The 22,783-nt window shown below is 46.3% G+C and carries 14 protein-coding genes; 3 read left to right on the forward strand and 11 right to left on the reverse strand.

What is annotated here, in order from left to right; genetic code table 11:
* Window positions 1–11: 11 nt before the first annotated feature.
* The 5 genes from H8B17_RS17200 to H8B17_RS17220 all read right to left on the reverse strand — a co-directional run bounded on the left by H8B17_RS17200 (window position 12) and on the right by H8B17_RS17220 (window position 10,881).
* Window positions 12–1,340: a glucuronyl esterase domain-containing protein gene (locus H8B17_RS17200; RefSeq protein WP_190310473.1), complete on the reverse strand. Its 1,329-nt coding sequence runs from the start codon at window positions 1,338–1,340 to the stop codon at window positions 12–14.
* Window position 1,341: 1 nt separating this feature from the next.
* The gene (locus H8B17_RS17205; RefSeq protein WP_190310474.1) at window positions 1,342–4,683 is read right to left on the reverse strand and encodes a glycosyl hydrolase; all 3,342 of its coding nucleotides are present in this window, start codon (window positions 4,681–4,683) and stop codon (window positions 1,342–1,344) included.
* Window positions 4,684–4,707: 24 nt separating this feature from the next.
* Window positions 4,708–6,153, reverse strand: a complete 1,446-nt coding sequence (locus H8B17_RS17210) for a RagB/SusD family nutrient uptake outer membrane protein (RefSeq protein WP_190310475.1) — start codon at window positions 6,151–6,153, stop codon at window positions 4,708–4,710.
* A gap of 19 nt (window positions 6,154–6,172) precedes the next feature.
* A complete protein-coding gene (locus H8B17_RS17215; RefSeq protein WP_190310476.1) occupies window positions 6,173–9,559 on the reverse strand; it encodes a TonB-dependent receptor in 3,387 nt (1,128 codons plus the stop codon).
* A gap of 167 nt (window positions 9,560–9,726) precedes the next feature.
* Window positions 9,727–10,881 carry a FecR family protein gene (locus tag H8B17_RS17220; RefSeq protein WP_190310477.1) on the reverse strand — a complete coding sequence of 385 codons (1,155 nt, stop codon included), beginning with the start codon at window positions 10,879–10,881 and terminating at the stop codon, window positions 9,727–9,729.
* A 139-nt stretch (window positions 10,882–11,020) separates the two neighbouring features.
* Here H8B17_RS17220 and H8B17_RS17225 point away from each other — a divergent pair, with 139 nt between their 5' ends.
* Complete coding sequence (locus H8B17_RS17225) at window positions 11,021–11,632, forward strand: sigma-70 family RNA polymerase sigma factor (RefSeq protein ID WP_190310478.1); 612 nt, start codon at window positions 11,021–11,023, stop codon at window positions 11,630–11,632.
* A gap of 189 nt (window positions 11,633–11,821) precedes the next feature.
* The gene (locus tag H8B17_RS17230; RefSeq protein WP_223816650.1) at window positions 11,822–12,835 is read left to right on the forward strand and encodes a glycoside hydrolase family protein; all 1,014 of its coding nucleotides are present in this window, start codon (window positions 11,822–11,824) and stop codon (window positions 12,833–12,835) included.
* Here H8B17_RS17230 and H8B17_RS17235 read toward each other — a convergent pair.
* Window positions 12,825–14,327, reverse strand: coding sequence for an acyl-CoA dehydrogenase family protein (locus tag H8B17_RS17235; RefSeq protein ID WP_190310480.1), 1,503 nt, complete (start codon window positions 14,325–14,327; stop codon window positions 12,825–12,827). The genes H8B17_RS17230 and H8B17_RS17235 overlap by 11 nt on opposite strands.
* A 180-nt stretch (window positions 14,328–14,507) precedes the next feature.
* On the opposite strand from H8B17_RS17235, the gene H8B17_RS17240 reads away from it, so the two are divergent.
* A complete protein-coding gene (locus H8B17_RS17240) occupies window positions 14,508–14,936 on the forward strand; it encodes a hypothetical protein (RefSeq protein ID WP_190310481.1) in 429 nt (142 codons plus the stop codon).
* 41 nt (window positions 14,937–14,977) lie between these two features.
* Here the strand turns inward: H8B17_RS17240 and H8B17_RS17245 are convergent, their stop codons facing one another.
* The 5 genes from H8B17_RS17245 to H8B17_RS17265 form a co-directional block, all read right to left on the reverse strand.
* A complete protein-coding gene (locus H8B17_RS17245; RefSeq protein WP_190310482.1) occupies window positions 14,978–15,835 on the reverse strand; it encodes an endonuclease/exonuclease/phosphatase family protein in 858 nt (285 codons plus the stop codon).
* A 12-nt stretch (window positions 15,836–15,847) separates the two neighbouring features.
* A complete protein-coding gene (locus H8B17_RS17250) occupies window positions 15,848–17,272 on the reverse strand; it encodes a SusD/RagB family nutrient-binding outer membrane lipoprotein (protein ID WP_190310483.1) in 1,425 nt (474 codons plus the stop codon).
* 18 nt (window positions 17,273–17,290) lie between these two features.
* Window positions 17,291–20,746 carry a SusC/RagA family TonB-linked outer membrane protein gene (locus H8B17_RS17255; protein ID WP_223816651.1) on the reverse strand — a complete coding sequence of 1,152 codons (3,456 nt, stop codon included), beginning with the start codon at window positions 20,744–20,746 and terminating at the stop codon, window positions 17,291–17,293.
* A 125-nt stretch (window positions 20,747–20,871) separates the two neighbouring features.
* Complete coding sequence (locus tag H8B17_RS17260) at window positions 20,872–21,843, reverse strand: FecR family protein (RefSeq protein WP_190310484.1); 972 nt, start codon at window positions 21,841–21,843, stop codon at window positions 20,872–20,874.
* 272 nt (window positions 21,844–22,115) lie between these two features.
* Window positions 22,116–22,721, reverse strand: coding sequence for an RNA polymerase sigma factor (locus H8B17_RS17265; protein ID WP_190310485.1), 606 nt, complete (start codon window positions 22,719–22,721; stop codon window positions 22,116–22,118).
* Window positions 22,722–22,783: the final 62 nt, after the last annotated feature.

Raw genomic sequence — 22,783 nt, forward strand, 5'->3', positions numbered from 1 at the left:
TTTCGGTTACGTTATTCAGCAGGTGCCGTATTCAGCCAATGCTTTTTCATAAATGTAATCATTGTTTGTATATCCTGTGGCAACACCTGATGACCACCTTTGTGTATCAAAAAACCTACATCATGCAGAATAGGTTTGTCAAGTGGAGGAAGGGTATCCGTGCCGAGATCCTTTTTTCCAAAGAGTCGATAAACGGGGCCCGCAGCGACTGCCGCTAAAAACTCGCCTTTGGGGTCGCTCCATTTGTCGCTATCACCGGTGATCAATAAGATAGGGCGGGGGGCTATTAATGAAATTAACATATGGCTATCTACTTCCATCGTGGAGGGGTCATCTTGATACTGACTATAGTTTGCACTAAATTGATAAGCGTAGCGTGTCGGCGCTACCAGGTGGGCAATCGTCTCTCCATAATTTCGTCGGCTTAAAGCAGCACCGCCTTCGCCCGAACAACTTGGAATAACAATAGAAAAACGAGGATCGTTTGCACCTGCATATAACACGGTTTTGCCTAAACGGGAGTGCCCGTTTATCGCCACTTTTTTACTGTCAACATCTTTATCTTTTTCAAGGTAATCCATCACTCGGCTTAGTCCCCATGCCCATGCGCTGATGGCTCCCCACTCATCTGCTGCGAAGGTTGTAGCGTCGTGTGGCAAAAACCGGCTTCTTATCCCATATTGTATGCCTTCTTTAAAATCAGGTTCGATATCACCATAGTATAAGCTGACCACGCCAATACCCGCTTCGATAAACTCCTCTACGGGGAAAGCCATGTCTTGTCGAAAAGAAGCTGCTGCCACCTTTATTTTTTCCTTGCTATTCCAGACCGAATCTTTTTGGAGGTCGCTGTCGTCGATTGTCGTTGCATTGGCAAAAAAGCTCAGCCGTACTAACACCGGTGCTGGCCCGGCTTGTTGGGCAGGTAGGTACAGGGCCAGGTCGATTTTAGGTTCTTCAGATTTTTCATATAAATATAAGGTAACTTGTTTGCGGATGGCCTTCCCGCCGAATACGGGGGTCCCTTGATCCGTCACGACCGCACGGAAACCCGCTGGAATCCCAGGGGCTTTACCAAATTGCGCTCGCTGGTACCAATCCAGAATTTCCGGTCGTTTCCGCTTTATCCAGTCTTCTGCACTGTTTACTACCTTTCCATTCGTATGGACAAGCGGATCGGGTAGCGCGTACGGCTTTACGTTTGCTTCCTCGTAATTAACGGGAATTCCAGCAACGAGTTCGGGAGCATTTGGTTTGGTTTGTGCAATGGACATTAAGGATAGAAAGCCACTGAATATAGTGGCAAATCCTACTTTTCTTATTAAAGTTTGAAATTTCATCTCAATGGATTATTGACGTAATAGGTTTAACAAAATAAAAATTTACTTTTCCCAGAAGGCCGGCTTCCTCTAGCTGGTATTTACCTCCAAATGGCCGGATAAATGCGTCTAAGTGTCGTTGTTCGGGGGGTAAAAGTTGATCACCGACCAGTCTATTGGTCCACTCGTTTGTGACCTTAATCTCCAAGATGTTCTTGTCGTCACGGATCCATTCTCCTACGTCTAGAAGATAGGGGGCTTTCCATAGCGTGTCCAAGAGGTGCCCGTTTAAGGATACTTGTGCGATATCACGAACGTCTCCTAGATCCATCATGATTTTTGCCCCGGGAGGAAGGTCGTCTGTCTGGATTGTAAAGCTGTTGGAATACGTGGCGGTACCGGAATAATATTTAATGTCTTCATCCTCATCGACAGTCCATGATCGGAGATCGGGCAACGAGCGTGTTTTCTCTGCTTCTTTTAATGGGAATGTTACCCGCCAGGAGTCGGTCCATTCGAAAGGCAATTCGACGCCATGCGTCCGCAAGGGTTCTACCTGGGCTGTCTTTTCGGTGCTGAACACGACAAATACGGCTTCGCGTTGTTGTAGGGAGAGTTGTAGCCGCGTTGTTCCTTTTTCTGCTTTATAGGAGATGGCTTTTATCGTACCTTTATCCGGTGACCAGATTTCTGGATATTTACCCTCTACTCTAAAACGTAAATCTAGCCTTTCTGCTTCATCACTTCCATTGACGATAAAATAGATGTCCAGTACGTCACTTTTCCGATGGTTCCATGAAATTTTGCCGTTAAGAGGCTCGCTATAATCGAGATCTCTTTGTATTTGGTTTCTGTTTAAAACCTCCGATAAAGATCTACCCCAGAATACTTTTCCTTTTCCGAAATACCGTATTGTTCGACTTTGTCCATCCAGATCGCCCCATAGCTCAGTAGCAAGATGCCGCACCTCCTTGTCGGAAGCGGGATACCCCGTTAAACTGGGGGAAGCTATGGGCTTCGGACCGACAATCGTAGCTCCAGAATCAACGAGTCGATGGATTTTTTGAATAAGCGGCAGGCTCATCTCCTGGATGCGGGGTAAAACCAATACGCCATATTGTGTGCCATCTGGCATAACCAACTCGCCCGTCCGGTTTACCGACATCCGACTAAGCAAAGCATCTGTGTTGATGTAATCGAATTGGTATCCTTTAGGTGGACTGGGTTGTAGACCCTCTCCCCAAAAGGGCATGGTGGAAGGTGCGCCTTCTGGTAATAAATAGGCAATATCAGCTACGTTTAGACCTTGCTGCAGCATATAGGAGTTCCTGGATAAGTAGGTTACGAACGGTTTAGCCATGTCTGCCCATGTAATGTTACGGTGGAAATGGGTTCCTACCATGGTATTGCCGGGCTTCGTGTCTAATGGTTGGTGAGCTGACGTATGAAAGACTAGACGGTTAAGTCCTTTGGCCATATAGTAATCCGCTATTTTTTTTAATGTGTAGGGCGATTCGTAATTACCGCCGGTAAACGATTCGGCTGCTACAATCTTCTTTCCATATACATGCGCAGCCGACACAGCACCTTTTACGTCCTCTTCATACATAGGGGTAGGATGGAGATCTCTTACCCAAAACTCACCCATGGGGATGTCCACGTACTTTTTATTTAACAACGCATCTTCAATAGATTCGAGAGAGACACCACCGGCCTCGGCATAGGTTTTTAATCCATCCTTATGTAAATAGTCGGTGATAACCTGATAGTGGTTTTCGGCAAACATGTCTACTAATGTCCTTCGAAAGTCCCATAAGAAGCGATCACTTACCGTAGGGTTATCCACAATTCTTCCCGTAAGGGCGGGCATATAGGGTAGTAAGTCGTAATGTCGTTTCTGTTGAAATTCTGCTGGCATTTTATCCGTCCAGTTCTGTATCCCTGCTTCCCAGCTATCCAGCATGAAATGTGTTAATCGTGTGCCGTATAAATTACCCAAAGCTTTCTTTAATAAGCCGGTATACGTATCCAAATAAGCCATTGTATGTTCTTTGCTCAGTTTGTCCACCTCGTAACCTAAACCTGCTGCCGTCGCAGGCCGATTTTTTGCGCCGGTTAGGGAATAACCAAATCGCATGATGGTCCAATTACCGGCAGGGGCTTCCCAGTTTAATATACCGTCTTCGCTCATTTTATCGCTAATGTTGATCACATCCGCACTTTTAATGTAGGCGTCATCGTGGTAAGTCGGGGTAGCCACGTGTTCATATTCAAACAGAAAATTAAATCCGGCTTTATCTTCCCATCTATTGATCCTTCCGCCTTGCTCCACAACAAGTTGGCTGATGATATAGGTGGAATCGGGCGTGGGCGGGGCTTCCGAAATGACTTCAGCTGGTGTCATAGGGGAACCGGTAAATTCAAACCGATAATACTTTGCCGTTACTTCTGGAAAAGAAAATGTACGTACTTTACCGCCGCGATAACCTTGTTTGCCAGGGAGGATAACCAATGGTGTATAATGCTCACCGTCGTTGCTCGTCAATAGCCGGCCGTAGGGTATTCCCTCAGGGCCCGCGATCGTAAAATTTTTAGCTGGGATGGGGTTCGCGTACGTATACGTTATCCAAGCCTTGCCATCTGCTCCAGGTTTAATTTTCACGCTTTCATGGAAATCGTCATGAAGAAGCAAGCTATCGGCCACAGCTCCACTGGAGGTGGTTATAGTGGGCTGCATCCGATCAGAGTGTAGTAATTCACGGGTGGGCGTCCGAAAGGCGATGACAACCACATCTTTATAAAATTTTTTGTCCTCCATTGTACCTGGCCCCCCTCTTTCCATATTTTTAAAGGGGCCGATTTCCGTCGGAGGAAGGGGGAGCTTCGTGTTCACATTTATTCCTCCCTCGAGTTGCAGCTCGCTCCATACCAGTTTTTTCATCGCTTGTTCGGGCTTGACCCATGGCCCCCCTGTAAGGCTCCATCCAGCAGAACTGAACATGGTCATCTCGAGATCAAGCCGATCCGCTTCGACGCCAGCATGATGTACGGCATCTAGCCATTTATCGGAAGCAAAGTCTATTTTTTCGTCTGTTTCCTGCCCTGTTCCCACGGCCACATCTGCCAGCTGAAAACCTGCAATCCCAACGCTTTTCATCCATTCAAGGTCTTTGGTGATACCCATTTTCGAGATGTTACCTTTTGTCCAATGCCACCATGTCCGCGGCATAGCGGCGTGGGGTGGTTCCACAAATCCCTCGCGTAAAACATCTTTCGTTTGGGCTTGGCTGTCTACATGACTGATCAGCAGGACGAAAAGAATACTCAAAATGGTCCAGAAATAATATTTATCGTTCTTTTTCACGTGTAAATAAGTTTAATGCACTGTTTAATACCCCGTATTCTGTTTGATTTTGTCCGGGTTTAAATTGATCTGATACCGCGGTATTGGGAAGAGTAGCTCGTAATCTTCAATATTGCTGTTTGTGCCGATCTCATCATTGGAAAGACTGCTGTCAAAATGTGTATTCATCACCTGTTGTAATCGACCGGTCCTTAACAGATCAAACCAACGATGTCCCTCGCAAAACAGTTCCAGCCTTCTCTCGTGTTCGATCGCCAGACGCATCGCTTGAGGTGCATTAGCTAAGCCCGGATCGGTATTCAACCCCGCTCGATCCCTTACTTCGCGCAGATAAGGAAGCGCTTCGGGGGTATTACCGAGTTCATTCTGTACTTCTGCATACATCAAACAAACATCCGCATAACGTAATACGATCCAGTCGTTTCCGGCGTCTACCGTTGACGTCATACCGGTATCATAGTATTTCATGGTAAAGATATAGCGTCGTCGAGAACCTTCTAGCGATTCGATCATGGTTGTTCGTTGATCGTTTGGCATAAATTCATTAAACAATTCTTCGGTCATGAGGAAGGTTCCGGTTCCTCTCTTTAACACGCCCATTCCGATATCTTCGTTTGCGAAAGCACCTTCTACAAAGGGATTCCCTTGCGAAGGATCAAAGCCCCGTGCATATTGAACGGCAAAAATAATTTCTTCGTTGTTGGGGTTATCGGCAGCAAAAACAGCAGCATAAGAAGGTAAAAGGTGATGGGTACTGGTTAACACTTCTTTTAGTTTGCTGTCCGCTTCACGGTATTGTTTCAAAGTAAGGTGAACCTTTGCCAACAAGGTTTTTGCCGCCCATTTGGTTGCTCTTCCGATGTCTTGATTGTTCGTATAGGATTCGGGCAAGCTTTCCGCATCTGTCAAATCGCTAATAATTTGTGCATACACCTCGTCTTGAGACGTTCGTCCAAATTCAAAAGCTTCGGAGGGCTCTTCCATATCCTTTAGGACGAGGGGCACATCACCATAAATACGTACTAAATTGAAATACATTAGCGCACGGAGAAACTTGGCTTCGTTCAAATATTGAGATCGATGTTCGTCGCTCATCGCAATGCCCTCAATGTGATCTAAGACCAAGTTCGTTCTGGATATGGTGGCGTAAGCGTTATCCCACATCGCACTGACCAAACCATTGTCGGCGACCACATTTGATTCGTTAATGGTTATATGATTAGACGAGTTGTTAAATTTACTGTTATATACATCATCTGAAGCGAGGTCGCCAAAGACAAAGTAATTTCGATACGCTTCGCGAAGCGTAAAGTAGGCGTCATTGAGTACTTGCTTTATACTTTCTTCGTCTTGGTAAAAATTATCTTCGGCGGGCTCATCGATGGGATATTTATCAAAAAAATCCGCATTGCATGAAAACAGGCTGAGCAATACTATAAAGTATATGACTGGAAAAAGTTTCGTATTCATCTGAAAAAGGTTAATGAATTTAAAAAATTAAGTTAATCCCTAACGAAAGGTTTCTGGATATGGGATATGTACCCGTCTCTACGCCGTTATTGGTCGCATTGTCGCCGGCGCCATTGCCTTGTGGATTGCCAAAGCCATTGAATTCAGTAAATGTGAATAGGTTTTGACCTGTAGCGAATATCCGAAATTTTTGTATGTTAAGGCGGTTTAGTAAGCCTACGGGTAACGTATAACCCAGCGTCACATTCCGTACCCGTAAGAAACTTCCATCGTATATGTAACGGGTGCTTGCCGAGATATTCGAAGACAGATTCGTGGTCCCTGCACGATGATAACGTCCGTTTCCGGGATCACTTTCAGACCGCCACCGGCCTAAAGATTCTTTAGATCCGTTTTCTAACCATCGACTTAAAGACAAAGGCAATTCCTGACTTCTAAATACTTCACCGCCATAAGAGCCGTCTAATAAGATATTCAGGTCGAAATTTTGGTAGGCAAAGGTGTTTCCTAAACCGAATATAAAATCGGGCTGGTAGTTTCCGACTAAGGTCTGGTCGTCTGCGGTAATACGACCGTCTGGTATACCATCCGGTCCTGAAACGTCTTTATAACGTAAATCGCCTATGCCTTGCGACCCAAGTTTGGGATAGTTTTCTAGGTCAGCGTCGTTGTTAAATGTACCTTCCACAATATAGGTGTACAAGTCGCCCATTGGCCTGCCCACGTAGTTGCGTACAACCCCCTGGTTCGCGAGCTGTGTTTGTCCTTCTCCTAAACTGGTAATTTTATTTCGGTTAAAGGAAATATTGAAGGAGGTATTCCAACGAAACGAAGATGTTAAATTAGTCGTATTGATGGTTACTTCTGCTCCCTTATTCTGTACATTCCCAATGTTCTGAATAACCGAAGAAGCCTTGCCGTTGATGCTCGGCAAATCGGCGGCAAGAATGATGTTACTGTTCCGTTTATAAATATCTAGGGAAAGGTTGACACGATTTCCCCAAAGGCCCACGTCCAGCCCGGCATCGAGCTGTCTATTTTTCTCCCAGCCTAGATTTCGATTGGAAAAGCCATTTGGGCGATACGCCACGACCTGCGCATCGGTATGGCCGAAAACATAAAATTCTCGCTGCATCGTGGTTAGCCAAGGATAATAACCGGGTAATTGATCGTTCCCCGTTTCACCATAGCTTGCACGAACCTTCAACATAGAAATAAACCCGACGTCGTACAAGAAGGATTCCTTGTGCATATTCCAACCGACGGATACGGAGGGAAAGACGCCTGTGCGATTTTGTGGTCCGAATCGGCTGGACCGGTCTCGTCTCAACGATGCGGAGAAAAGATACTTGCTATCATAGTTGTAATTTATCCGTCCAAAGAGGGCGTCAAACACATACTCTCGTGATTCGGAGGTGCCTTGGGTCAGTACAGCGCCCATGACATTTTTTACTTGCGAATTGACGAAGGCTACTGGGTTATCGCGGTCTGTTCTTGGTTCGATCATAACGTAAAAATCGTTTTGCCGCGCCACATCATATCCCAACAAAGCAGTAAAATGATGGTTTTCTGCTAGATTAAAATCGTAAGTAGCTGTGTTAGACCAATACCAATTGATATTTGTCATATTGTTTCTTCGGGCATCGATCTGCGCCAGGTTAGGGGTAGAGATATTTCCGGTATTGCCATTTCCTCTTGCCAAAAAGGGCTCAACATACCATTCTTCTTTTTCGGAAACAATGCCCACGTTAAAGCGGCTATTAAGATTCAGACCTGGTATGGGTGTATAATCGAGGTAGGCATTTCCGGTTTGTCTGAAGGTATAAAAATAATCTTTATTTGCGTCAAGCTTCACCAATGGATTGGAAAGCTCGTCGTTAAAGATCGTCTTCATTTCCGGATCTTGCGTGATGACAAAATAATCCCCATTATCGCGCCAGACCGGTAAGATAGGGGGCATGGTTAAAGCCTCTGCCAGAATGCCATCGACGCCAGTCGACGTATTGCCTCCGGTCGTTTGCTGTACGCGTCGTTCCGTGTAGGACGGTTGTATATTCAACCCGATACTTAATTTCTCAGACAGCTTGGCTTGGACATTGCCTCGTAAACTATATCTTTTCATAAAGGAGTTTTTTATTGTTCCTTGCTGATCGATAAATGAACCTGAAATGGCGTATTGTACCTTGTCGCTACCACCGCTGGCACCGAGTTGGTAATTATTAAAAGGTGCCGTTTGAAAAATGACATCTTGCCAATCTGTATTTGCCCAACGTTCCGGTTGGTTAAGAAAATCGGGAATAGGCCTATTCTGATAGGTAAGCCCCTCTTTTGCCATTTCTACAAACTCTTCTCCGTTCATCAATTCATACCGTTTCATAACGGTCTCTAAGCCTGTCGTAGCGTCCAATGAAAATCTGGTTGTACCAGATTTGCCGTGTTTAGTGGTGACGATAATGACACCGTTTCCTGCTCTTGAACCGTAGATGGCTGCGGATGCAGCATCTTTTAAAATATCCATAGTTTCAATGTCCTGTGGGGCGATAGCGTTCAGCAGAGACGCATCATTGGTTGGATATCCGTCAATAACATATAATGGTCCGTTCCCGCTGGTGATCGAGCCGCTTCCACGGATACGGACGTTAGGGGCTTCTCCTGGTGCGCCGCTAGATTGTTGCAAGTAAACACCCGATACTTGCCCCACCAAAGCTTGTGTAGGATTTGTTACAGGTAAATCGGCTAGTTTTTCGCCTTTTACAGTCGATATCGCTGTGGTCACATCTTCTTTATTTTGGGTGCCATATCCAACGACGACCACTTCTTCTAGTCCTTCTTGGGTGGGCTTTAATCGAATATTTATGTCTGTTTTATCCAGCACGGAGACCTCCTGCGTTTCATAGCCCATCATGGTGAATAGTAAGATGATATTGTTGTCCGGAATCTCTATCTGGAATTTACCTTGACTGTCTGTTGTGGTTCCCTGACCGCCATCACCTTTAATCAAAACGGAAACGCCCTGCAACACACCTAAAGAATCCGATACCATCCCAGTGACTATCCTTTGCAACTTTTCTGCTGTTTCTGGAACGGATGGCACAGACCGCCTTGCGGAATTAGGTTTCTTCTTCACGACGATTGTCTTATCGCTAATCGCGTATGCTAAGGGTTGATTAGCAAAACACGCCTTCAAGGCCTCTTCCAACGGTACATCGGTTAACTTTACATTCAGTTTTTTGGCATTTTGTAACATATAGGCGTTATATAATACGTCATATCCTGTCTGCCGACTTATGCTCTTTAATGCTATCTCCAAGCTGGAATTCTCACTATAAAGTGTAACCCGTTGGGCAAAAGTTGAAGCATTCACGAACATCGTTCCTAAAAAAATCAAAATGACTGTCAGCTTCATGATCTTAATGGTTATCGTGCACCTTCCGAAAATCCAAAAGGTTTGTAGCACATCATAATTTTTGTACATTTGGTGTATTAAGATTTAATGTGATAAGGATTTAAAAATTACATTTCTTATTTACCGGGAGTGTTGGTACCACTCTCGGTTTTCTATGTATTAATTTCTTACGTCATAACATAGATCCTCCTTCCTTCAATTCTAAAGTTGATTGTTCCCGTCAAGGACAATTTTTTTAAGACATCTTCGACGTTTTTAGACCGGGAAATTTTTCCTGAAAATGCCTGATGGGTCATATCACCTTGATATACTACTTCGACATCGTACCAACGTGCTATTTTCCGCATTATACTTTCAATAGGCTCTACGTTAAAGACAAAATATCCTTTTTGCCATGCGAGTACCTCGTATTCGTCAAATGTCGTGGAGGTTATGGAACTATTCTCCGAATTATACACCATTTTTTGACCCGGCTTCATATTGTGTTGACCGCCAGCTCCTTCTAATACTACGCGACCTTCTATTAATGATGTGCTGATGGTGTTTTCGTCGGGATATGCTGTTACATTAAAGCGAGTTCCTAATACCGTGATCTTCTGATTATTGCTCGTTTTAACGACGAATCGCTTACCCGCTTGTTTCCGAACATCGAAATAGGCTTCTCCCGTTATTTCTACGGTTCGTTCTGCGGCAGCGAAATGCGTAGGAAAACGTATGGAAGATTCCGAATTTAACCAAACTTGTGTGCCATCGGCTAGGGTAAGTTGATACTGCCCTCCTCGCGGTGTCCGCAGTGTGTGATAAACGGGTGCCGCATCGAGATGACCGGATAGATACTCAAGCTCACCTTCTTTCTTATTCTTTGCAAGGATATTCCCGTTTTTAGATACCTCTTTTACGCCGAAGCTTTTCAAATCAAGGATCGAGCCGTCATCTAATGTTAGCGTGGCGTTGTTTCCACCGGGCACAATAGAGGCTGTTTGGGTCTGGTGTGCGATGTCTAGTTGGGAAGGAGATGAGCCGTTGTGCTTCCAAAACGGGATCATACAGACTAAAATTATAGCAGCAGCGGCAGCAATGGCGTACACGGGTCGAAGATACCATTTCTTGTTTTTGGACTGGAGATGGTCTATATCCTTTTCCAATTTTTCATGGATCGTGTGTTGGACAACGTCCTGACTTCCCCATTGTTGCTCGTCCCATTTTGTGTCTATCATTTTAAAACTCTCCTCATACTTCTCAAGCTCGTCAAGTTCTTGTAAAGAGCATTGTCCTTTTAAACGTTTTTCGAATAGTTGCTTATAATTTTCGTGGTTTAACATGTAGTTTTTATGTTGCTTCTATATATACAGTATGCAATAGGCTTAAGCACACACATAAAAAAAATATTTTTTTATGTGTGCAATTAGTGTTACAAAATTTTTAATTTTGGTATACGTAATATAAATCTACAAGTGTTCAATGTATTTACCGCAAAACAAAGACGGGTGTCTTTCCGACATGACTGATGAAGAATTATGGCTTGCTGTCCAGCAGACGGATTGCCGTGCTTCGTTTGCTCAGTTGTTTTACCGGTATTGGAAGACGATGTTCACCACGATGATTTCATACACGAGCGATAAAGAAAAATGTGAAGAGATTATACATGACATTTTTATTTCTGTATGGCAAAATCGTAAAAAAGCACAAATACGCCATTTTCAACATTATGTTAAAGCTGCCACACGCTACCAAGTTGTTGAATTCTTAAAGTCCAAGAAACGATCTAAACTCATCTATTCCGCTGACTGGGAGCTTCATGGACACAGATCAGAATATAATGAGGGCGAATCCAAGGTCGATTTAGAGGATATAAAAACGTACATCAATCGGCTTATCCAAGATCTGCCGCTGCGATGTCAGGAAATTTTCATACTCAGTCGGATAGATAACTTATCGAACTCGGAAATTGCAGAAAAACTTGATATATCGAAAAGAACCGTCGAAAATCAAATTACAGTAGCGCTTCGGCACCTTAGAAATGGACTAGGTCCGCTGATAAGCAGTATATTATTGATTATCATCTTTTCTTGATCGTTGAATAATAAAATACCAAATTCACGAAAAACGACAATAACCGGTGGAATTGCTAATCAGGACGCTACAGTACAGTGGTGTGTTGCGTATACTGTATATTCGCTATATAACAACATTATATACCCTATGAACACACTTTGCAAACGAATCGCTGTAGGTTGCTTCATCCTAAATGCACTTTGTTTAATGACTTTTGCGCAAAGCAAGAAGCAGCTCGTGGTACGGGAGATACACGAAGGCCCCGTCATTGACCACCAGCATCCGGACGTTATTGCTAGCGGAAATAAATCTGGATTTGAAACAGGACAGGTCGTGAAAGTGGCAGACACCTACCATATGTTCATCAACGAAATGTTTGACCGACCACATCGGGACATGCGCATCTCCTATTGGACCAGTGCGGACGCAATAAACTGGAAAAGGAAATCGACCATTGTGGAGAGTATTCCTGGCCGAACGCCTTTCAATCCACGCTCGGAGGTGTGGGTAACAGGCGTGGAGTTCAACGAGGAAGAAAATGCCTGGAATATCTTTTATGTGGCTTACCGAGCGGGCGATAAAGAGAAAGGGGAAATAGAAGCCAACGACTACGAAGGGCGTATTTGGCGGGCAAAATCCGTCGTTCCGGGTATGGATGGTATAGCAGGCCCTTATGCTGATATGGCCATCGTGTTGCAGCCAGATGAAAATAGCCAGGCTTGGGAAGGGCAGCAGGCTGTTGCGGCATTCAATCCTTATCGTGTAGGTGATAAATGGTATGCGTTTTACGACGGACACAATCACGTCCCGAGAGGAGATTGGCCTTTAGGGATGGCCACGGCATCTACCCTGAATGGTCCGTGGACACGCATGCCCGAAGGGCATAACCCTGTTCCCATATCACCGGAGTTTAACGAAAATGTACAGGTTACCGAGCTCCAATCGGGAGGCTATCTTGCCATTTTTGATTCCTTTGGGGATTACGAGATCGCTTATAGCCAATCGACAGATGGTGTTCAGTGGGATAAAGAGACACGATTAAAGGTGCAATCCGATGATAATCTATGGGCGGATGCGGGTGATCATGCTACGCGTACGCCACTTGGTGCCATAGAAGAAAAAGACGGAACCTTCACGGTCGTCTATACCGCACGTTATGATAAAGAGGGGCGTGTGTTCTTTGGATTAGGGCGGGTCGTGCTGGCGTGGGCTACAGACTAAAATCCAACCAATTGCTTTCGCCTTCGTAAGCGACGACGAGTTCGGCATGATGACCGAGCGTTAAATTGGACGCTAACTGTGCGACGTCGAGTTGCATATTATATAGGCAGTTTTCGACTAAATCGTTGCGAAAGCCTTTCTCTTGCATATCGACTACATATTGTGTATTGACTATGCGGGCCACTATTTTTCCGAGGTCGACTAGCTTTCGCTGTACCAAGTTATCGCTCACGGTAAATTGCAGATGCTCGCGGAAATAAGGGGCTGCCCTTTCCGTTTGAGGGAGGGTAACCAGCGATTGATAGAGTGAGTTTTCTTTTTGTCGCTTCATCCGTTTTAAAACGATTTCCGCTATTTGTGTATACAGCATTTCGTTTGATCCCTCGAAGATCTGGAACGGTCTGCTATCCACAATACCTCTACCGGCAATATGGCTGATTTTGTAACCGTTGGCACCAGAAACTTGTAGGCAGAGTTGTGCGGATTCCTGCATCAAATCGGTCACGAGCGCTTTCATACTGTTGGCTTCAAGGCCTTCGGTGGCTAAGTTCTGTTCGATACTACTGATTGCACTGCTTCGGGCGCACATACCCGAACAGATCGTGAAAGCGGTCTGTATTCTCGAAAGTTGAAATTGTACGGAATCTAAGGCCAAAAGGTTCCCTGTACCCACCATACGTGTTGTACAATGTTGGAGCGCTTCGTCCAGCATACGCTTGATAAAGCCCATACCCATGCCTGGGAATTGTAGTCGGCTGCGGTGAAGGATATCCAGCATCATCTTAATGCCGGTACTTTCCGGTTGTAGACGCTGATAGCCCGGAACCTCCACGTCGATCACGTTCATTCCGTAAGGAATCATGTATAATCCGAGGTTGCTGTATAGCTTTTCTACGGTAATACGTTGTTTCGCATCGGCATTGTTTGTGACGAAAAAGTCGACGTCTCGTGCGAGTTCACCGTCTCCCAACTCTTTTCTGGCGGCCACTAGCCAATAATCGGCCTGGCCCGTTAGCCCTTGCCAGTGTTTCCGTCCGCGAATCGCATAACCTTCGTCTATGCTGCTGTAGGAAGTCCGCATGTTCAATGCGTCGCTTCCGTATGCCGGCTCGGTAATCATGAGCCCACCCATTCGATGTCCTGATAAGAATTCGGGAAATATTTTTTCTTTTATTTTGTTGTCGCCATATTTGGCTAAAGGCTCCAGAAACAGCGCGATATTGATACCAAATGTCAGCGACAAAGGAAGTGATTCGTACGACGCTGCGGAAAGTATGCTCAGACACTCTTTAACCATGCTGCCACGGCCACCATACTCGGTTGGAATCGCTACAGCAAGCGGATGAGTATCCATGATGTCACGCCATATATGTGGCGGCAGTCCTCGGTCGTGGCTTAGCTCATTGATGTCTTGTTGTTCATGAAACACCCGCTTGAGTGCTTGATTAAACCTTGCTATAAATACCGACAGCTCTTCCTTCTCTGGCTCCATGTACGCTTTTTATGTGAATTTGAGTAGCAAACTTACGTAAAATGACCTATATTCACGAAATCCACCTCACCTTTTTTTAATCACGAGTATGGGCATGGTCTGATTACTTAAGATGAGATCATTCGTTGTGCTCAACAATAGTTTTTACAAACAAATTAAAACATCGCGGGTTCTATTTTTATGAAGATGTTAATAACATATAGCACGCTACTCTTGCTTTTTATGTTCTGTTTAGTGGTGGGTTGTCAATCACCTAAGGAGGAAAGGAAGGTGGAAGAGACCGTAGAGGATCTCATGGAATATGAGGTTCCAGCGGATAACAAGCCGTTAGAATTCCAGCGGAAGAAGGAACTCGGGCAAAAGGATACGATTTCTTTCGAAATCCAGAAGCCGTCTTTCGTGAGGATGAAGCTTTTGCTGCCCAGCGATTCGGGGAACATCCGGATCAATCAGCTGGTGATGCCTGATGGGGAAATGGATGGGCCGTTCGGCAAAACGTACGAAGCGTATTTCGATCAATTAGGAACCTACCAAATAATCATTGCCGAAAGTATGATGGCTGAAAATCCGTATACGGGCGACTATGCGTTGCGGATCGAGATGGAATAAAAATCGGGGACGCAAAGATAGAGCGTCCCCGATTTGTTTCGTTACAACACGACAGTGCTGGTAACGGGAAGGTGATCTGAAGGGTAACGGTTGCCGTTATATACATCAGAGAGCACTTCATAGTCTAAGACACGTACTTGCGGGCTCACGAAGATATAGTCGATGCGGCCGCCTGGCGCACCTTGGAAAACCCCGCCTTTGAAACCTGTTCCTTCAACGCCTTTACGGGGCGATTCGGTCGCATCATGGGCGTCTTTAAGGTTTGCCAAGATATCCTTAATCTGTGCTGTTTCCGGACGGGAGTTAAAATCGCCGGTAATCATCGCCGGAGTACCTCCGGCAATCTCTTTGATTTTCGCAGCGATCAAGGGGCCGGATTGGCGGCGAGCAATTTCTTTACGCCAGTAAAAGTGGGTGTTAAAGAAGAAGAATTCTTTACCGGAAGTTTTGTGCCGGAATTTCGCCCACTGGCAGATGCGACGATCTGTCGCATCCCAGCCTATACTGGCTGTATCGGGTGTTTCGCTCAGCCAGAATACACCGGTATTCAAGGGTTCAAACAAATCTTCTTTGTATAAGATGCCCAAGTTATGGTGGTCGTTACCACCGTATGGATGCAGGATCTGTCCGAAAGTGGGGAGCATCTTTTTAATGTCGTCCATTTGGTGCCCTCTGCCTTCTTGTGTGCCTACAATATCAAACTGATGGTGTTGGATCAAGGAGGTTAAGGGGCCTTTGCGTATATCCCAGCCATTACCACTTTCTTCATCCATTTCGGCCGCATAACGAATATTGTAAGCGGCTACGCGGAATTGGGCTTCGTCGAATGGCTTGATCAAGCAAGCACTTAAGGTGAGGCCGATCGTGGCCAGCACCAAAAAGAAACTGATTTTTTTCATCTTTTATTACATTTAATGAATGTCCCACCATACTTTTGAATTGATGTCATCACCGCCCATACTGGCTGCTGCTGCCTCGTAATTTACCGGATTATAAACGGGCTGCAAGCTCGGATACAATAGTCGAGATGGCAGCTTGCCGTCGTTCAGCATTGCATTTGTTGTGGGCAGTACGGGATAACCGGTACGGCGTTGTTCTGCCCATTGCTGGTTGTCCGTAAAGTACAAAGCTAAGTATTTATGCAGCATAATCCGCTCCAATGTGCCATCGTATTGCGCAAGTTCTTGATCGAAATAACGCTCCGGAAGTGGTGCTTCGGTCCACAACTCGATAGCGGCCCGTATTCCTTGTTGGAAATGTTTCTCCGCATCGTTCCCGTGTTTTTTCTGTGCAAGTTCGGCCTGAATAAACTCGACTTCAGCATAGGTTAGGATAGGAATGATCATCGGCGGTACAACCTGCTGGTTGTTCATATAGGAGGGTGAATAGTTGAAATTCTCATTGTCATAGCCACTCGGAATCCCTTTGTAGCCGATATCGGTGGTTTCCCGCCGGGCTTTACCGACGTAAAAGGGACGTCGTGGATCTTCTAGTGCATTCAATGTTTCGATAAAGAATTCGCCTACGGCGTGCTGGTTACTGAAATCCAACGGACGTGACCACGGCGAAAGGTTGGGGGTAATCCCGGTAACCTGCAAGATAGCCGATTCAGAGGCTTGTGCAATGATAGGATTGCTTGCCGGATCGTTGAGAATGGCTTTGAGTTCTTCGTAAGCGGTTGGACGAACATCGGACACCCGTAACAGCAGGCGTAAACGAAGAGAATTCGTAAATTTCTGCCAAAGCTCGCTGCTGTTAGCAAACAGGATGTCGGTTCCGAAGACCATTTTTACGTCGTGATCGTACAGACTGTTAGCCGTTTCCAGATCGGCCAGCAACTGGGTGTAAATAGCTTCTTGATCGTCGTATTTGGCTTGGATAATGCCTTCTTCTGCCCGGGAGGCCTCCGTAAACGGCACATGACCAAAGGTATCTGTGAGGTTGGAATAGATCCAAGCATTTAGGGTAAGGGCTATCGCCAAGTAATTGTTGGCACCTTCAGCTTCGGCCGACTGGCGCATCTCGTCGACGTTCTTAGCCCAACGGTAGGCCGCGTTCCACTGGGAATCGCCGGTGGTCTCTAAGATCTGGTAGCGTTGGACACCTCCATAATAGGCGGGATAAGGCAACTGTACCTGCATCAGCTGGCAGTTGACGTTGTAGTGGTTGGTCACGTTGTTCGCGGCCATGTTATAGATAATTTCGTTGACCAAGGTGCCGGGACTAATTTGGTCAATGAGATTCGGGTTCTTATTAATCTCCTCGAAATTATGCGTACAGCCGGACGCTCCGAAGCAGAGCGCGCCGAATACGAGTGTTTTTATTTTTGTTTTCATGTGCATATTCTTTTTTCGTTAAAAGTCAAATTTAAGCGTGGCGCCATAGGTGGACGTATACGGCATCGGTGCCATTTCCAACCCGGGTACAAATACGGTTCCATTCATCGTGCCTCCTTCTGGGTCCCAAAATGGGAAGCGGTCAAAGACAGCTAGGTTTCGACCAAATACCGTCATGGACAGGTTGTTCATGCGCAACGACTTGGTGATATGTTTCGGAAACGTATAGGTCAATGACATTTCGCGTAACTTGATAAAGCTGGCATCAAAGACACCGGCCTCCGTTGTTTGGTGATATTGGTTGTAGTAGGATTGCGGGTTGGCTTCTACGGTATTTGGCGAATAGGTGCCGTCGGCATTTTTCATGACGCCTTCGCCGATAATAAACCCTTCATCCCGACCCGGGATCGTGTTGGTGGTGAAGCCATCCCAGGATGCACGGTTGTACGTTCCGGAGTAGATAACGCCCCCTAGTTGACCATCGAATGTGAAGCTAAACCGGAAATCTTTGTACCGGAATGTATTGGTCAGGCCCGCACGCCAGTCGGGTGCGGTGTTGCCCAGATATTCCTGTGTGGTTGTCCGTACAGGGATGCCGTTTTCGAAAACCTGATTGCCAGCCTCATCACGGACAAACTTGGTTCCGTATAAATCACTGGTACGGCCGCCTTTGGTGGCGATCAGGTGGCCTTGCCATACTTGTGCTAGCGTTTGTCTTTCTAAATTATCGTTGAGCGTCAATATTTCGTTGCGGTTCAATGCCCAATTGGCGGTGACATTCCAGTCGAAGTCTGCCTGTTTGATTGGGGTTCCGTTTAAAACCAACTCGACGCCACGGTTACGTACTTCTCCGGCATTGATAACACGGCTGCTGTACCCCGATACAATATCGCTCGGCAGGGATAAAATCTGGTTTGCGGTTGTCGACATGTAATATGTAGCGTCGATGCTGAACCGGTTTTTAAAGAGGCGGAGATCAAATCCGGTTTCCCAGCTGGAAGTGATTTCTGGCTTGAGGTCACTATTGAACATCACCGTGGGGACGATGGCCGAACTGGCGAAACTACTTTGGCTGTAGTATTTCGATATCTGGTACGCCTTGGCATCATTACCTACTTTGGCGTAGGATAGGCGGTATTTCAGGAAGTCGATTGTTTTTGGTAATTGTACTAAATCGGATACGATAACGCTGGTGCTGACCGACGGATAAAAGTAGGAGTTGTTGTTCTTGGGTAGCGTGCTGGACCAGTCGTTACGCCCGGTTATATCCAAAAATACTTTGTCTTGCCAGGAGAGGGAGAACATCCCGTAGGTGCTGTTGATCTGTTTCCGCAAATCGCCAGTTTTGACTAATGGGTTATTTACGCCGTTGGCCAAGGTATAAACGCCCGGTACGATCAGGGCATCGATAGACGACATCACGTTGTTATGGTCGTAGGCCATCTTACTGGCTCCACCCATGATCGAGTAGTTAAAGTCGTCCGAAAAGCTATTTTTATACGTCATTAAGAAGTCGGCATTGATCTCCTGGCTTGATACGTCTTGGCGTCCGTAATAGCCGCGAAGGTGCTTCGGCGTAGAGTAACCGCGTTGTGTTTCCCGTAGTTGAGTAAGGGAGTTTAGCGAGAGGCGTCCCATAAATTCCAGGTTGTCTGTAATCTTCACGTCGGCGCGTACGTTGCCGATTAGCTGGTTGCTTTTAAGGGGATTGGTGTCGACATGCATCAGGAAGTAGGGGTTTGTAGACCAGGCCGAAAACGGATTGAGTTGTTGTAAGTTTTCTTTTCCATTTTCCCAGATGGGTTTATACCATTCGGTATCGACACTCGGCAGCAGGAACATCATGAAGTAACCGAGCGATCCATTGCTCATCCCGAAACCGGGTAGGTTGTCGCTGTTACGGTTGTTGTAATTGAGTACGGAAGATAGCTTGATCCGTTCGCTGATCTGATAATTTCCGTTGAAGGACACCGTGTTGCGGGCAAAACCGGTATTCGGGGCAATATAGGCGTTATCCGTACGCGACAAGCTGAGCCGCATCGAGCCTTTGGAGTCGCCGCCTTGCAGGGTTAACGCGTTTTCGTACGTCTGTCCTAACCGGTAAAAATCTTTCATATTATTTTTGTAAGGTCGCCAAAGGGTACGCTCGGTGCCTTGTTGTTGGGTTACGGGGTCGTACTGGTAGAAATATTGACCGTCGAATTTAGGGCCGAAAGCTGCCGGCGTATTGGTGCTGGGGCCGTCTTCGGAATCACCCCAGGAATAATAGTGATTGCCGTTGGGATCACGTGCCAACATATTGCCTGATCCGTATTCGTACTGGTAGTTCGGCCAGTTGGTGATCTGATCGAAGAGGGCGGTAGAATTAAACCCAATACCTAGTTTTTGGTTTTTGGCGCCGGATTTGGTCGTGATGATCAACGCGCCATTGGCTGCACGGGAGCCGTAAAGAGCCGCGGCCGAGGGGCCTTTTAGTACACTGACGCTCTCGATATCTTCTTGCTTGAGTTCGGAAATGGAGTTTCCGTAATCTACGGGTGCTTCCGTGCCGTATGCGGCACCTACATTATTACCATATGCCGTCGTTTCTTGATTCATCGGTACGCCATCCACGACGATAAGGGCGTAGTTTCCTCCTGGGTCGAGCGATGTATTTCCGCGTAGCTGTATGCTCTGTGAGTTGATTGGGCCGGTGCTTCCGGAGGTCATGTTCAAACCGGCTACTTTGCCTTTTAATCCGTCAGACCACGTGTTTGCAACGGCGGTAGAGAGTTCTTCGGCATGGATGGTTTGCTGGGCATAACCAATTTCTTTTTCTTCTCGTTTGATACCTAGAGCCGTAACGACGACTTCTTCCATCGCACCAATGGTTTCTACGAGGTTAATATGAAGGGCGCTTGTTGCCTCGGGTTGGACTTGTACGCCGCTTTGCTGATAACGGTCGTGGGCGACATAACTTACTTCAACGGTATATCGACCTGTGGGGACCTCCAGCGTAAATCGGCCGTCTGCATTGGTCATGGTGCTGCGGTTTAATTCGACGATCCGGACGGTGGCGCCGGATAGGGGGGTGTTGCTGCTGCTGACCGTTCCGCTGATGGTACCGGATTGTTGGACACTGGAACGGCGGCTTGCCGATATACTTGTACTTTTTGAGGTGTCCTTGCTGATGGTGATGATTTTATTGTTGATGGTGTAGACCAAACCGGTGTTCAAGAGACAACGATCCAAGGCTTCCCGGATATCTGCGTTCTGTAAGATCAAGCTGATCGGGGCTACGCCTTTGAATAGGTCCGCGTCGTAGAAGAAGTCGTATCCGGACTGCTTGCGAACTTCCCGAAGAACATCGGTAATCGAACGGTTAGTCGCGTGGATGGTCAACGTACGATCGATGTCTGCGGCATAGACTTGAAACGTGAAGCAACTGCTGCATATGATCGCGGTTGCTGCACGTACGAATTGTTTAAATTTCATAACTTTGAAGAGTTGTTTTATGCTATTTTTTTGTTTTAGTTTGAAATAACGTACTTTATTGCGGGGGATGTGACGGCATTTCCCGCTTTTTTATATATCGTATTTAGGATTCTATACGCATCGTCTTATTCGATCATGACCCTCCTTTCTTTGATGTTTACTTTGATTTCGCCTGTTGATTCCAGCATCGCAACGATAGCAGATAATGGCCGTTGCCGAGATACCATGCCGCTATACCGAAGTTCGGCGAGGTGTTCGGGATAGCTTACTGAAATATTGTACCAGCGCGCTACTTGATGGAGGATATCGGGCAACCGATCGTTTTTGAAGATAAAGTCGCCGTGTTTCCAAGCGATTTCTTTTTCTAGATCGGCTTGGATAATTTCCATGGTTGAACCGATTCGAGCTTGCTGACCCGGTTTAAGAACCATTTGCTGGTTGCTGGTGCGCGAGATGACCCGGACGGATCCTTCTACGAGTGTTGTCTGTTGCCGAGACCGATCGGGGTAGCTATTTACATTAAATTCGGTGCCCAGTACCTCGATGCGTTGCTGATCGGTATCGACAATGAAAGGGATGTGTCTGCCAGTTATTTGCTCTTGACGAACAACGGAGAAATAGGCTTCTCCACGTATGCTGACCTCGCGGCTGCTGGTGGAAAAACGGGAAGGAAACATTAGGGACGACTCGGCATTGAGCCAGACGGTGGTTCCGTCGGATAACACCACCTGATATTCTCCACCGCGTGGGGTCTCGATCGTATTATAGGTAAGTGTACCTATCTCTTGGTCATCCGCTTCTTGCAGGGTGTATGTCAGGATATTATCGGCGTTTTTGTGGATGGTGATCCCGTTTTCTTGTACGAGGGTGCCTTGTGCGCGGCCGTCGAGGGTAATCTTTCTCCCGTTGGCCAGGGTCAGGATGGCTTTCTCTTCGCCGGCGGCAATATCGGCCACGATGTGTTCGTCTGCTGGCATGAGGGATGATGGCCAATACAAGGCGAGCCCTATACCGAGAAGCAAGAGCGCTGCCGCGATCGATGTGCTTGCCCAAAGCCGCCTCAAACGGGAAGGCTTCGTGCTTGATGGGCTGGCCATGGTATCAAAACGTGGCGAGGATCGCACACGATTCAGGATACGCTCTAACCGCGCGTCGTTTGCCAGGACGCCGGGTTTGCCGCGACCCGTTTCGAGAAACCAGGCTTCCAGACGCTGTAATTCTTCTTCGGTACAGGCGTTCTGGCTGTATTTTTCAAGAATCTGTTGAATATCTTCTTTCACTTTTCTGTTTTTTTACCGCAGCCACGTTTGCGAGGCTGCTATATATATAGGAACAGAAATGTGCTTTTCGGCTATGGGCGTTTTACGGTTTAATGATTTAATAATATACTTAATATTGTGTTAATAGAGAGGAGGAAGCTGCTGTTTCGTATAGAATCGGCAAAACGCTTGCGGATGGTCTTGAGTTGGTTGTGGACGGTGTGGGGTGAAATCGATAGCAGGGAGGCAATTTCAGCTATTGTTTTGTTTTCCTCGTACCGAAGTTGGTATACTTGATGCATACGGGGAGGGAGGGAACCAATCGTTTGATCGACAAGGGTTTCGAGTTCTTCACGATGGGCTTGTTTAAAGGCGCTGGGTAATTCTTCGAGGGCATCGAGATCCTGTGGAAGATTCTCCCATAACGCGACAAACTTCGGCTGCACACGGTTGCTACGGTAGTAATGGAGCACTCGGTTGACGGTCATGCCATATAAATAGGGATAAATATCGCCTTGAGGCTGATAAACTTCTCGTTTTTCCCAAAGGGATAGAAAAATATCCTGGATGAGATCGTCTACTTTCGCTAATGAATCGATTCGCTTACTGACTTCGTGGTACAATAATCGGGCATACCGGTGGTATAAAGCTTCGAAAGCTTTTCGGTCTCCCCCTTGCAGTAGATTCCAAAGTTCTCGATCTGAATGCGATTTCACAGCAGCAACGATTGATGTGCCGACAAATCTAAGGTATTCGCTTATCCTTAATGTTAAGTTTG

The organism is Sphingobacterium arenae, assembly GCF_014692505.1.
Lineage (GTDB): Bacteria > Bacteroidota > Bacteroidia > Sphingobacteriales > Sphingobacteriaceae > Sphingobacterium > Sphingobacterium arenae.

Bases quoted from the DNA above. Each gene is read 5' to 3' on its own strand.
- H8B17_RS17210 (WP_190310475.1), bottom strand. From the start codon at position 6,153: ATGAATACGAAACTTTTTCCAGTCATATACTTTATAGTATTGCTCAGC.
- H8B17_RS17215 (WP_190310476.1), bottom strand. From the start codon at position 9,559: ATGAAGCTGACAGTCATTTTGATTTTTTTAGGAACGATGTTCGTGAAT.
- H8B17_RS17235 (WP_190310480.1), bottom strand. From the start codon at position 14,327: ATGGAGCCAGAGAAGGAAGAGCTGTCGGTATTTATAGCAAGGTTTAAT.
- H8B17_RS17245 (WP_190310482.1), bottom strand. From the start codon at position 15,835: ATGAAAAAAATCAGTTTCTTTTTGGTGCTGGCCACGATCGGCCTCACC.
- H8B17_RS17250 (WP_190310483.1), bottom strand. From the start codon at position 17,272: ATGAAAACAAAAATAAAAACACTCGTATTCGGCGCGCTCTGCTTCGGA.
- H8B17_RS17220 (WP_190310477.1), bottom strand. From the start codon at position 10,881: ATGTTAAACCACGAAAATTATAAGCAACTATTCGAAAAACGTTTAAAA.
- H8B17_RS17260 (WP_190310484.1), bottom strand. From the start codon at position 21,843: ATGGCCAGCCCATCAAGCACGAAGCCTTCCCGTTTGAGGCGGCTTTGG.
- H8B17_RS17240 (WP_190310481.1), top strand. From the start codon at position 14,508: ATGAAGATGTTAATAACATATAGCACGCTACTCTTGCTTTTTATGTTC.
- H8B17_RS17255 (WP_223816651.1), bottom strand. From the start codon at position 20,746: ATGAAATTTAAACAATTCGTACGTGCAGCAACCGCGATCATATGCAGC.
- H8B17_RS17230 (WP_223816650.1), top strand. From the start codon at position 11,822: ATGACTTTTGCGCAAAGCAAGAAGCAGCTCGTGGTACGGGAGATACAC.
- H8B17_RS17200 (WP_190310473.1), bottom strand. From the start codon at position 1,340: ATGAAATTTCAAACTTTAATAAGAAAAGTAGGATTTGCCACTATATTC.
- H8B17_RS17225 (WP_190310478.1), top strand. From the start codon at position 11,021: ATGTATTTACCGCAAAACAAAGACGGGTGTCTTTCCGACATGACTGAT.